The organism is Stenotrophomonas sp. YJH_SMC_120 (assembly GCF_059368675.1).
Genome location: NZ_JCAFRY010000001.1, coordinates 572,789 through 584,640, shown reverse-complemented (window position 1 = coordinate 584,640; position 11,852 = coordinate 572,789). Strand labels below are relative to the sequence as shown.

Here is an 11,852-nt window from a genome sequence, read left to right as displayed (position 1 = left end):
AATCCCCGCCATGGGGCAGCGCGAGTTGGGGAGAAGATCTGCCTCAATAAGCAAGGTCGAAATAGTAGATCTTCTTTGCTCCGAACACGCCGCAACCTTCGCTGGTGAGTGCGTGGAAGCCGATCTGTGTCCGCGATGACGCCGCCGACAGGATGGCCGCGTACTTTTCCCGTCCGGATTTGTCGCTGGCCAGATCGATTGTCCAGCGCCCGTCGGAAGCACACTCGTTGTTGGTGGGCTGGCCTTCCAGCCACACGGAAACGAACGTGGATTCGACAACCAGTTTGGTGATTTTTCCGGTCTGGTGTGTATCGGCCCATGCGCTGCCGGACAGCAGCAGTGCACCGAGTGTGATAGCGAGCTGTTTCATGTCTTCCCTGCAGGCCCGGAGGATCAAGCCCTATATATAGCGCAGCAGGTGCCGGATCTGATGAGCACGAGCATCACCAGTTGCCGCAGATAGCCGCCGATCACCCCGGCCAGCACCCCGGCCGCGATCCGCATGGCCAGCCGGAACCATCGCCCGGTGCGTTCCCGCAGCCAGGGCAGTACCACCGTTACCTGTGCGGCCAGCAGCAACACCACCACATCCATCCCCAGTGCATCGATCAGCGACAGCAGCGGCAGCAGGTCGGGATTGCAGGCCAGTACAAGCAACAACACGCTGCACAGCAGCGCGAAGGCGCGGCGCCCGGTGGGCAGGGTGGTCCAGCGCAGTAAACGATCAATCAGGGGCATGAATCTTCTGCTCCTTGTCAGAGCGGTGCTCGCAGGCGGTCATTCCGCGCGGACGGGCTGCCGCAGCACGGTCTTCAACCGCGCCGCGTCGGTCCTGCGCGGGTCGCTCAGGTAAATCTCATGATGGGGGCCGGCAAAGGTGTAACCCAGTGCGGGCATCAGTTCGTCGTGCAGATGGGCCAGGGCCGGACCCTCTTCATCGTAGGCGCCTACGTGAAGCGTCTGCAGGCAGAGGCCTTCTTCGAGAATTTCGTGGCGAAGGCTGGCCGGAACGTCGCCCAGTTTCTTCGCCGCCTTGGCAATGGCAGCCTCCAACTGCGCTGGACGGATCCCATCCGGCGTGCGGATCATCGCCGTCCACCTCCACTCATCCTTGCGGCGTGCCACAAAGCTCGACGGATCCTCGGCGGTCCAAAGCGCTTCCAGCGGTGGCACCACGTAGTCCTGGCCCCCGGCCTTCAGGGCGAACTTCAGTGCATAGCTCACCGAGTACAGCCATTGCACCGCCTGCAGGTAGGCCGGGGCAGTGTTCGGGTCGCCGCGACCATCGACCATCAGGTAGGGCAGGGGCGGTACATCGACCGGTACGAACTGGCCGGCGGGCGGGTGATAGAGTGCCCGGTCGCGGTTCTTGAAGTCGATCTTGTCCATCGGGGTCTTCCTCCTGTGCCGAGCATCCCATGCCAGGCACCCGTCAGCACGCCTGAACCGATTCAGGTGACTTTGCCGAACGAGGGCGAACGGCCCGCGAACGTCCAGGGCCGGAATGCCGCCCTGGGTCATGCGCCCCGTCATGCCCGCGCGGTGCGACAACGTGTCGCAGCCAGAATCGGGCCTTTCCTGCGCTCGATCAATGTCAATGCCTTTCTTAAATGGTGGGTGACGGCCTAAAATTGAAAGGCTGACTCGACCCACCTCCCTACCTGTCTTCCGGACCGGTGGGACCGGCTTTGGCCGGAACAGGCAGGACGGGGAACGGCATTCCCTCGCAATTGGATCGACCGATGATTCCGTTGAAAACCCTTGGGCGCTGGTTGCGCCCGGGCCTGCTGCTGTCGTTGCTGGTGATGCTCACCGGCTGCGATGCCGTGGCCATCCTCAGTCCGAAGGGCCAGATCGGCCAGGATGAGAAGACCCTGCTGATCACGGCCACCGTGCTCATGCTGCTGGTCGTCATCCCGGTCATCATCATGACCCTGACCTTCGCGTGGAAGTATCGCGCCTCCAACACCAAGGCCCGTTACGAGCCGAAGTGGTCCCACTCGACGGCGATCGAGGTGGTGGTGTGGTCCATTCCCTGCATGATCGTGCTGGTGCTGGCGGTCCTGACCTGGCGTTCGTCGCACGCGCTGGACCCGTATCGTCCGCTGGAATCGGACGTCAAGCCGGTCACCATCGAGGCGATCTCGCTGGACTGGAAGTGGCTGTTCATCTATCCGGAAGAGAAGGTGGCGGTCGTCAACGAAATCAAGTTCCCGGTCAACACGCCGCTGAACTTCAAGATCACGTCCGATTCGGTGATGAATGCCTTCTTCATCCCGCACCTGGGCAGCATGATCTACTCGATGGCTGCGATGGAGACCAAGCTCCACCTGATCGCCAACGAGACCGGTGAATTCCCGGGCATGTCCTCGCACTACAGTGGCGCAGGCTTCGCCAAGATGCACTTCACCGCCTACTCGGTCACCGATGCCGAATACCGTCAGTGGCTGGACCAGGTCCGTGCCGGTGAGCAGACCCTGGACAAGGCCTCGTTCAAGGCCCTGGGTGAAGCACGCAACGCCGAGTGGTATCCGGTCACCTACTTCGGCAAGACCGAAGAAGGCCTGTTCGACTGGGTCATCGCCAAGCACATGGGCGACAACAAGCATTACGGCATGAAGCACTCGCACGCCGGTGCCGCCGCTGCCGATGCCGCCAGCCATGAAGCGCACGAGGGGCATGCCCCCAGTGACGCGCATGATTCCAAGGAATCGGGTGAAAACCTGGATGCCACCGAACACGAACACGCTGGCCATGCTGGCCACGCGGGTTCGGGAGAATGAACATGTTGGGAAAACTCTCTCTTGAGTCGATCCCCCACGATCCGATCGTGCTGACCACCCTGGTCGGCGCGGTGCTGGGTGGCCTGGGCGTCATGGCCCTGATCACCAAGTTCAAGCTGTGGGGCTATCTGTGGAAGGAGTGGTTCACCTCGGTGGATCACAAGAAGATCGGCGTGATGTACCTCATCGTCGCCTTCGTCATGCTGCTGCGCGGCTTCTCCGACGCCATCATGATGCGTACCCAGCAGGCGCTCGCCGTCGGCGGGTCCGAGGGTTACCTGCCGCCGCACCACTACGACCAGATCTTCACCGCCCACGGCGTGATCATGATCTTCTTCGTGGCGATGCCGCTGATCACCGGCCTGATGAACCTGGCCGTGCCGCTGCAGATCGGTGCGCGCGACGTCGCGTTCCCGTTCGTCAACTCGCTCAGCTTCTGGCTGTTCGTGTCGGGCGCTGTGCTGATCATGCTGTCGCTGTGGATCGGTGAGTTCGCTGCCACCGGCTGGCTGGCGTTCCCGCCGTTGTCGGGCATCGAATACAGTCCAAGCGTCGGCATGGACTACTACATCTGGGGTCTACAGGTCGCAGGCCTGGGTACCACGCTGAGCGGTATCAACTTCTTCATCACCATCCTGAAGATGCGTACCCCCAGCATGAAGCTGATGCAGATGCCGGTGTTCACCTGGACCGCCCTGGTGACCAACGTGCTGATCGTCGCTGCCTTCCCGGTGCTGACCATCACCCTGGTGCTGCTGACCCTGGACCGTTACCTGGGTACGCACTTCTTCACCAATGACGGTGGCGGCAACGCCATGCTGTACATCAACCTGATCTGGATCTGGGGTCACCCGGAGGTGTACATCCTGGTCCTGCCGGCGTTCGGTGTGTTCTCCGAAGTCATCGCGACCTTCTCGCGCAAGGCGCTGTTCGGCTACAAGGGCATGGTCTACGCCACCGCCTGCATCGGCGTGCTGTCGTTCATCGTGTGGCTGCACCACTTCTTCACCATGGGCTCGGGTGCCAACGTCAATGCCTTCTTCGGCATCACGACGATGATCATCTCGATCCCGACCGGCGTGAAGATCTTCAACTGGCTGTTCACCATGTTCCGCGGCCGCGTGCACTTCACCACCCCGGTGCTGTGGACCATCGGCTTCATGGTCACCTTCGTCATCGGCGGCATGACCGGCGTGATGCTGGCGATCCCGGCCATCGACTTCGTGCTGCACAACAGCCTGTTCCTGATCGCTCACTTCCACAACGTCATCATCGGCGGCGTGGTGTTCGGCATGTTCGCCGGCATCACCTACTGGTGGCCGAAGATGTTCGGCTTCCGCCTCAACGAGTTCTGGGGCAAGTGCGCGTTCTGGTGCTGGTTCATCGGCTTCTACGTGACCTTCATGCCGATGTACGTGCTGGGCTTCATGGGCATGACCCGTCGCCTGCAGAGCACCGTCAACCCGGCCTACGAGCCGCTGCTGCTGATCGCCGCCGCAGGTGCCTTCATCGTTGGCGCCGGCATCCTGTGCCAGATCATCCAGGTGGCCGTGTCGATCCGCGACCGCAAGAAGACCGTCGACCTGACCGGCGACCCGTGGGATGCCCGTACGCTGGAGTGGGAAACCTCTTCGCCGCCGGCCTTCTACAACTTCGGCACCCTGCCGGAAGTCACCGAACTGGACGATTTCTGGGAGCGCAAGCAGCGTGGTGAAGCCTGGCCGAAGCCGACCAAGTACACCGACATCCACATGCCGCGCAACACCGGCACGGGCGTTGTCATCGGTGCCTTCAGCCTGGTGTTCGGCTTCGCGATGATCTGGCACATCTGGTGGCTGGCCATCGTCGGCTTCGTCGGCATGATCGCCACGTTCATCTACCGCACCTTCGACCAGGACGTGGACTACTGGGTCCCGGCCGCCGAGGTGGAACGCATCGAGAACGAACACCGCAAGCACCTGGAAGCCCAGGGCCTGGTGAAGTCGGAGCTGAAGGCATGAGCACCAATACCTCGACCCTGAGCCACGGGCACGCCGCGCATGCGGCGGCCCATGGCCATGACGACCACGAGCACCACGACACCGGCGGCAACACCGTCTTCGGTTTCTGGGTGTACCTGATGAGCGATTGCCTCATCTTCGCCTCGCTGTTCGCCACCTACGTGGTGCTGGCAGGCGGCACCGATGGTGGCCCCACCGCGAAGGACCTGTTCGAACTGCCGTTCGTGGCATGGGAAACCGCGCTGCTGCTGACCTCGTCGCTGACCTTCGGCCTGGGCATGATCGCCATGCACCGCAAGCAGATGGGCCAGATGTACCTGTGGCTGGGCATCACCTGGCTGCTGGGCTTCGGCTTCATGTGCATGGAAGTGTGGGAGTTCCAGCACCTGATCCACCAGGGCTACGGTCCGGACCGCAGTGCCTTCCTGTCGGCGTTCTTCGCCCTGGTCGGTACCCACGGCCTGCACGTCAGCGCCGGCCTGCTGTGGCTGCTGGTGATGTTCGTGCAGCTGAAGAAGTACGGCCTGACCCCGACCAACAAGACCCGCATGGCGTGCCTGAGCCTGTTCTGGCACTTCCTGGACCTGATCTGGATCGGCGTGTTCTCCGTCGTCTACCTCAATGGAGCGCTGTAATGGCACATGACAACCATGCACACGACCACGGCACCGGCGGCGAAAGCCATGGCACCGTGAAGTCGTACCTGATCGGCTTCGTGCTGGCGGTGGTGCTGACCGTCATCCCGTTCTGGATGGTGATGTCGGGTGATTTCTCGCGCACCGTCAACGGTGTGGTGATCGCGATCACCGCGGTGCTGCAGATGCTGGTCCACCTGGTGTTCTTCCTGCACCTGGACCGCTCTTCGGAAAGCCGCTGGAACGTCAACGCTGCGGCCTTCACCGTGGTGGTGATCGGCATCATCGTGGTCGGTACCCTGTGGGTCATGCACAACATGAACGTGCACATGATGCACTGACGTCCGCGCGACGTCGCCACGCAGAAAGGCCGCCCTCGGGCGGCCTTTTTGTTTGTCGCGCCCACCGGGAATGGCACGCGCGGTGGTAGTGCCGGCCGCTGGCCGGCAATTACGGGAAGCCGGCCAGCGGCCGGCTCTACCAGGATCCACGCCATGCGTGGATGGGGTCAGAGCCCTTGCCTGCGGCAAGGGATCCGACCCCAAAGCCATTGGCCTCATCCCACCCGGCATGGCCGGCACAGGGGGTAGTGCCGGCCGCTGGCCGGCAGTTGCGGGAAGGCGGCCAGCGGCCGGCCCTACCAGGAGATCCACGCTGTACGGGGATGGGGTCAGAGCCCTTGCCTGCGGCAAGGGATCCGACCCCAAAGCCATCGGCCTCATCCCACCCGGCATGGCCGGCACAGGGTGGTAGTGCCGGCCGCTGGCCGGCAATTACGGGAAGTCGGCCAGCGGCCGGCGCTACCAGGAGATCCATGCCATGCGTGGATGGGGTCTCACCCCACCCGGCGCAGGAACTCCTCGGCGTCCATTGGTCGGCCCAGGTGGTAACCCTGCAATTGATCACACCCCAGTTCGCTCAGGTACTCGCGCTGTGCCTGCGTCTCCACACCCTCTGCCACCACCTGCAGCTGCAGGGTGCGCCCCAGCGCGATGATCGACGAGACGATGGCGGCATCCTCTTCATTGCATTCCAGATCGTGCACGAACGCGCGGTCGATCTTCAGTTCGGTGGCGGGCATGCGCTTCAGGTAGAGCAGGCTGGAATAGCCCGTGCCGAAGTCGTCGATGGCAATGTGCACGCCCATCGCGGTCAGGTCGTTGAGAATCGCCAGGCTGGCGTCCACGTCCTTCATCGCCGTGGTCTCGGTGATCTCCAGGGTCAGGCACGCCGGTTCGATGCGGTGCCGTTGCAGCACCTCGCGCACACTGTCCAGCAGCGCCGGCGAGGCGAACTGCAACGGTGACAGGTTCACCGCCATCGACCATTCGGAATGTCCGGCATCGTGCCACGCGCGCAGCTGTGCACAGGCACGGTCCAGTACCCAGTCACCGATCGGCAGGATCAGACCGCTGCGTTCGGCGATGGGAATGAACACATCCGGCGCCAGCAGGCCCAGCTCGGGATGCTGCCAGCGCAGCAGCGCTTCGGCGCCGGTGGCCGGTGCGCCGGCGGCAGGGAACTTGGGCTGGTAGTGCAGCACCAGCTCGTCGCGGGCGATGGCCTTGCGCAGGTCCTGCAGCAGGCGCAGCTGGCGGTTGGCACTGAGCTGCATCGAGGGGGTGAAGAACGTATAGCCGTTCCGGCCGGTCTCCTTGGTGTGGTACATCGCCGCATCGGCGTGTGCCATCAGCTCGCGCTCGTTGCCGGCGTCAGCCGGATACAGGGCGATGCCCAGGCTGGCGCTGACCTGCAGCTCGGCTGCATCCAGCAGGAACGGTTCGCCCGCCGCCGCGATGATCCGCTCGGCGACCACCACTGCATCGTCGGGAACATCGATGGCCAGCACGATCACGAACTCGTCGCCGCCGAGGCGGGCGAAGGTGTCCTGTGGCCGCAGCAGGCCGCCGATACGCTGCGCCACCGCCACCAGCAGGCGATCTCCCAGCTGGTGTCCGTACGCATCATTGACCGCCTTGAAGCCGTCCAGATCGCAGAACATCACCGCCACCGCCTGGTTGCGCCGCCGCGCCTTCTCGATGGCCTGCTCGATGCGGTCCTGCAGCAGCATGCGGTTGGGCAGCTGGGTCAGCGGGTCGTGCAGGGCGGCCTGGATCAGCCTGTCGTTGGCGTGTGCCAGTGAATCGGCCAGCAGCCCGGTGCGCACGCGCATCTGCCGGTCGAACAGCGAGGCCACCAGGGCGATGCCCAGAGTCGCCACCGTGGTGACGATCACCAGCACCGCCAGCCAACGCGTGTCGATGCCGCCGCTGCCGACCGCGCCGCAGATGCTGCCCTCCGGGAAGCGCGCCGCGGCCATGCCGGTGTAGTGCATGCCGACGATGGCCAGGCCCATCACCAGTGAGGCGAGCAGGCGCAGGCGCGTGGTGTTGCGCTGCTCGGCACGCAGGCGGAAGGCAATCCACAGCGCCGCACCGGCGGCGCCGATGGCAACCGCGATGGAGGCAGCGAACCAGCCCGGGTGATAGTCGATGCCCGGCTGCATGCGCATCGCGGCCATGCCCAGGTAGTGCATGGTGGCAATGCCCAGGCCCATCAGCACGGCGCCGGCCAGCAGACGTCGCCAGGGCAGGCTGGACCGCGACACCAGCCACAGCGCATAGGCCGAGGCGCCGATCGACACGGCCAGCGAGTACAGGGTGATGCCGAGGTCGTAGCCGACCGGAATCGGCAGGTCGAAGGCCAGCATGCCGATGAAATGCATCGACCAGATACCCAGGCCCATCGCCGCCGCGCCGCCGGCCAGCCACCAGCGGGCCACGCGGCCCTCGGCGGTGGCCAGGCGGCCGGCCATGTCCAGCGCCGTGTACGAAGCAAGAATGGCCACCAGCAGGGAGATGGCGACCAGGCTCTGACTGTAACTGCCAGTCATGTTGAATCCAGAGGGGGAGGGAGGGGGCGCCCGCAAGGCGCACGCCCGCGACAGCTATCGGCGCGGGCAGGCGGGACTTGAGCGGTCGCAGCACCTGCGACCCGGCTCGGCTATCCTGCCACGCCTGTTCCCGTTGCTGGAAATCATCCGATGGCCAAAGCCCGCACCGCCTACGTCTGCAATGAATGCGGCGCCGAATTCAGCAAGTGGCAGGGCCAGTGCACCGAGTGCAACGCCTGGAACTCGCTGTCGGAAATCGTGCTGGAGAGCGCGGCGGCGGCCAAGGCGCCGGCGTCGCGCCGGGCGGGTTGGGCGGGCAAGATCGATCCGCCGAAGATCACCGCGCTGAAGGACGTGGAGCAGACCGAGCACCGCCGGGTCAGCACCGGCATCGGCGAGTTCGACCGTGTGCTCGGCGGTGGCCTGGTCGAGGGCGCGGTGGTGCTGGTCGGCGGTGACCCGGGCATCGGCAAGTCGACCCTGCTGCTGCAGGCAGTGGCGAAGATGGCGGCCGAACTGCCGGTGCTGTACGTCACCGGCGAGGAGTCGCTGGCGCAGGTGGCCGGCCGTGCGCACCGGCTGGAACTGCCACTGGATGGGGTCAACGCGCTGGCCGAGACCGGCGTCGAGTCGATCCTGCAGCATGCCTCCAGGGCGGGCCCGCGGCTGATCGTGGCCGATTCGGTGCAGACCCTGTGGACCGAGAGCCTGACCGCCGCGCCGGGTTCGGTCAGCCAGGTGCGCGAGAGCGCGGCGCGGCTGGTGCGTTTCGCCAAGGAGACCGGCACCGCCGTGTTCCTGGTCGGCCACGTGACCAAGGAGGGCGGCATCGCCGGCCCGCGCGTGCTCGAACACATGGTCGATGCGGTGCTGTACTTCGAAGGCGAGAGCGGCAGCCGCTTCCGTTTGCTGCGCGCGTTCAAGAACCGCTTCGGTGCGGTCAACGAACTCGGCGTGTTCGCGATGGGGGACAAGGGCCTGAAGGAAGTCTCCAATCCATCGGCCATCTTCCTGTCCGGCGGCAGCACCCATCAGCCGGGCAGCTGCGTGATGGTCACCCGCGAGGGCACGAGGCCCCTGCTGGTGGAGGTGCAGGCACTGGTCGATGCATCGCCGCTGTCGAACCCGCGCCGTGTCGCGGTCGGCCTGGAGCAGAACCGCCTGGCCATGTTGCTGGCCGTGCTGCACCGTCACGGCGGCGTGCTGGTCGGCGACCAGGACGTGTTCGTCAATGTGGTCGGGGGTATCCGCGTACAGGAGACCGCAGCCGACCTGCCGGTGCTGCTGGCGGTGCTGTCCTCGCTGCAGGACCGGCCGCTGGCGGAAAAGACGATTGCCTTTGGCGAGGTTGGCCTGTCCGGCGAGATCCGCCCGGTGCCCAACGGCGAGGACCGCCTGCGCGAGGCGGCCACCCATGGTTTCAAGCGCGCCATCGTGCCCAGGGCCAACGCGCCCAAGGGCGGCTCGGTGAAGGGCATGGAAGTGATCGCGGTGGAGCGCCTGTCCGAGGCCATCGACGCGGCGTGATGCGCGCGGCCCTGCCTCTACAAACGTCATATACGGCAGCGGTCAGCCTGCCTGTGCTAGTTTTTCCCGCTCGACGAAGGCGCCCTCTGGCGTCTTTCCGTGCCCAGGAGTAAACGATTACATGCAGGACACCACGCTCACCGCCCCCAACGCCGAAATCCGTCGCGCAGGGGTCGATCTCAATGGATTGATGACGGTGCTGGGCAAGCACCTGTATTCCACCCCGGTGGTGGCGCTGCGTGAGCTGGTGCAGAACGCGCATGACTCGATCATCCGTCGCCGCATCGAGCAGCCTGGCATCGAAGTGCCGTCGCGCATCTCGGTGCAGGTCGATGCCGCTGCCGGCGTGCTGCGCATCACCGATACCGGTGCCGGCCTGACCCGCCAGGAAATCCATGACTACCTGGCTACCGTGGGCGTCGGCTACACCCGGGGCCTGCGCCAGGGCGGGGAGGACGATGAAGGCCTGATCGGCATGTTCGGCCTCGGGTTCCTGTCGGCCTTCGTGCTGGCGCGCAGGGTCAGCGTGCGTACCACGTCGTACCAGACGCCGGAACTGGGTCATCTGTACGTGTCCAGCAATGCCGAGCAGTACACCGTCAGCGAAATGCCGGCGCGCGCGGTTGGCACCGAGGTGGAACTGGAGCTGCATCCGGATTTCCTGCCGCTGGCCAACGAGGCGCGCCTGCACGAGGTGCTGGGCCGCTATTGCGCGCTGCTGTCCGAGCCGATCTTCATCGGTGCTGCGGCCGAGGCGCTCAACCCCGAGCCGCCGCCGTGGCGCAGCCAGGGTGACGTCGCCGTGCATCCGGTGCAGGCGCGTCGCCAGGCGCTGCAGTTCGCTGCGCGCTTCGAGCACGATTTCGAGCCGATCGTCACCGTGCCACTGCGCGCGGATGGCGACAGCGATGCCACCGGCCTGTTGTGGGTCCAGGATGGCGCTACCTACGGCACCAGTGACAACCGCAATCTTTCGGTGTTCGTGCGCGGCATGCTGCTGGACGACGATGCGCGCGACCTGCTGCCGCCGTGGGCCGGTTTCATCGGCGGGGTGATCGAATCCTCGCGGCTGACGCCCACCGCCAGCCGCGAAGACCTGCAGCGCGATGACCAGTACCGGGCCGTGCAGCACGCGCTGCTGGAGGCGCTGATTGATGGCCTGGCCGACGTCGCACGGCAGCAGCCGGAAGCCTGGCGACGCGTTCTCACGCGCCATAATGAGGCCTTGCTGGGCGCGGCGCTGTGCGATGACCGCCTGTTCGACCTGCTGCTGGAGCACGTGCGCGTGCCGACTTCGCAGGGCGACCTGCCGGCCAGTGCGCTGCCGGCGCGTGGTGCCGTGCATGTGATTCTCGACAATGGCGGTGGCTTCGAGGAGATGCTGTTCCGTGCGATGGGGGTACCGGTCGCGCATGGCCACCGCTATGCAGTCGTGCCGTTCCTGCGTCGCTGGGCCCAGGCCAAGGGCCTGCGCCTGGTTGAACTGGGGACCGAGCAGGGTAACCGTGCACTGTTCCGAAGCGATGACAGCCTCGACGAGGCGCAGCTGGCATGGCTGCGCGAGCAGCTGGGCGACGGCGAACAGTTGCTGCCGGCACGCTTCAGCCCCGAGTCGCTGCCGGTGGTGGTGGTGCCCGACCGCGAAGCCGAGCTGAAGCAGCGCCTGGAAGACGACGAGAACGACAAGCGCGTGTCGATGGCCGCGCTGCGCCTGGCCCGGCAGTTCACCGCACGCATCGAGTCGCGCGCGCCGTCGCGGCTGTACCTCAATCTCGACAACCCGGCAGTGCAGGCGCTGCTGCGCGCCCAGCGCGAGGGGCATCCACAGGCCGAAGCCGCAGCCCGTCTGCTGCGCTCACTGAAGATCATCGTCGCCGCGCAGGGCCGCCCGCTGGCACGCGCGAACGCTACGCCCGGCCCGGATCTCAATGGCGCCTTTACCGATATCGCCGGTGCCCTGCAGCAGATGCTGCGCTGAGCACCGTACCTTCTCATCCAGCCTTCGCTAGACAGG

At 65.4% G+C, this 11,852-nt stretch carries 10 protein-coding genes; 6 read left to right on the top strand and 4 right to left on the bottom strand.

The genetic code is table 11. The features are described 5' to 3' along the window. Positions 1-43: 43 nt before the first annotated feature. From AC5P60_RS02985 to AC5P60_RS02975, 3 genes are read right to left on the bottom strand one after another with little or no spacing between them, the layout of a single operon-like run. On the bottom strand, positions 44-370 hold the full coding sequence (locus AC5P60_RS02985) for a hypothetical protein (protein ID WP_005412640.1): 327 nt from the start codon (positions 368-370) through the stop codon (positions 44-46). A 23-nt stretch (positions 371-393) separates the two neighbouring features. Continuing rightward, positions 394-738, bottom strand: coding sequence for a hypothetical protein (locus tag AC5P60_RS02980; protein ID WP_005412641.1), 345 nt, complete (start codon positions 736-738; stop codon positions 394-396). A gap of 39 nt (positions 739-777) precedes the next feature. Beyond that, on the bottom strand, positions 778-1,389 hold the full coding sequence (locus AC5P60_RS02975) for a GyrI-like domain-containing protein (protein WP_033833370.1): 612 nt from the start codon (positions 1,387-1,389) through the stop codon (positions 778-780). 353 nt (positions 1,390-1,742) lie between these two features. Between AC5P60_RS02975 and cyoA the strand changes: the two genes are divergently transcribed. Genes cyoA through cyoD form a run of 4 tightly spaced genes read left to right on the top strand, consistent with a single transcriptional unit; the run spans position 1,743 to position 5,759 of the window. Next, positions 1,743-2,783 (top strand): ubiquinol oxidase subunit II, encoded by a 1,041-nt coding sequence (gene cyoA / locus AC5P60_RS02970; protein ID WP_005408581.1) that lies wholly within the window; start codon positions 1,743-1,745, stop codon positions 2,781-2,783. Positions 2,784-2,785: 2 nt separating this feature from the next. Beyond that, on the top strand, positions 2,786-4,783 hold the full coding sequence (cyoB, locus tag AC5P60_RS02965) for a cytochrome o ubiquinol oxidase subunit I (protein WP_033833371.1): 1,998 nt from the start codon (positions 2,786-2,788) through the stop codon (positions 4,781-4,783). Further along, positions 4,780-5,418, top strand: a complete 639-nt coding sequence (cyoC, locus tag AC5P60_RS02960) for a cytochrome o ubiquinol oxidase subunit III (protein WP_005408583.1) — start codon at positions 4,780-4,782, stop codon at positions 5,416-5,418. Before cyoB ends, cyoC begins: the two co-directional genes overlap by 4 nt. After that, entirely contained in the window at positions 5,418-5,759 is a 342-nt protein-coding gene (gene cyoD / locus AC5P60_RS02955) for a cytochrome o ubiquinol oxidase subunit IV (RefSeq protein ID WP_005408584.1), read from the top strand. The genes cyoC and cyoD overlap by 1 nt, the downstream gene beginning before the upstream one ends. A gap of 494 nt (positions 5,760-6,253) precedes the next feature. On the opposite strand, the gene AC5P60_RS02950 is transcribed toward cyoD, so the two are convergent. Further along, positions 6,254-8,311, bottom strand: coding sequence for a putative bifunctional diguanylate cyclase/phosphodiesterase (locus tag AC5P60_RS02950; protein ID WP_005412645.1), 2,058 nt, complete (start codon positions 8,309-8,311; stop codon positions 6,254-6,256). Between the two features lie 150 nt (positions 8,312-8,461). Here AC5P60_RS02950 and radA point away from each other — a divergent pair, with 150 nt between their 5' ends. Next, a complete protein-coding gene (gene radA / locus AC5P60_RS02945) occupies positions 8,462-9,838 on the top strand; it encodes a DNA repair protein RadA (protein ID WP_483692934.1) in 1,377 nt (458 codons plus the stop codon). A gap of 121 nt (positions 9,839-9,959) precedes the next feature. Further along, complete coding sequence (locus AC5P60_RS02940) at positions 9,960-11,816, top strand: ATP-binding protein (RefSeq protein ID WP_049454371.1); 1,857 nt, start codon at positions 9,960-9,962, stop codon at positions 11,814-11,816. Positions 11,817-11,852: the final 36 nt, after the last annotated feature.

Excerpts from the sequence above, each read along its gene's own strand:
- AC5P60_RS02985 (WP_005412640.1), bottom strand. The coding sequence starts at position 370 with ATGAAACAGCTCGCTATCACACTCGGTGCACTGCTGCTGTCCGGCAGC.
- AC5P60_RS02980 (WP_005412641.1), bottom strand. The coding sequence starts at position 738 with ATGCCCCTGATTGATCGTTTACTGCGCTGGACCACCCTGCCCACCGGG.
- AC5P60_RS02975 (WP_033833370.1), bottom strand. The coding sequence starts at position 1,389 with ATGGACAAGATCGACTTCAAGAACCGCGACCGGGCACTCTATCACCCG.
- cyoA (WP_005408581.1), top strand. The coding sequence starts at position 1,743 with ATGATTCCGTTGAAAACCCTTGGGCGCTGGTTGCGCCCGGGCCTGCTG.
- cyoB (WP_033833371.1), top strand. The coding sequence starts at position 2,786 with ATGTTGGGAAAACTCTCTCTTGAGTCGATCCCCCACGATCCGATCGTG.
- cyoC (WP_005408583.1), top strand. The coding sequence starts at position 4,780 with ATGAGCACCAATACCTCGACCCTGAGCCACGGGCACGCCGCGCATGCG.
- cyoD (WP_005408584.1), top strand. The coding sequence starts at position 5,418 with ATGGCACATGACAACCATGCACACGACCACGGCACCGGCGGCGAAAGC.
- AC5P60_RS02950 (WP_005412645.1), bottom strand. The coding sequence starts at position 8,311 with ATGACTGGCAGTTACAGTCAGAGCCTGGTCGCCATCTCCCTGCTGGTG.
- radA (WP_483692934.1), top strand. The coding sequence starts at position 8,462 with ATGGCCAAAGCCCGCACCGCCTACGTCTGCAATGAATGCGGCGCCGAA.
- AC5P60_RS02940 (WP_049454371.1), top strand. The coding sequence starts at position 9,960 with ATGCAGGACACCACGCTCACCGCCCCCAACGCCGAAATCCGTCGCGCA.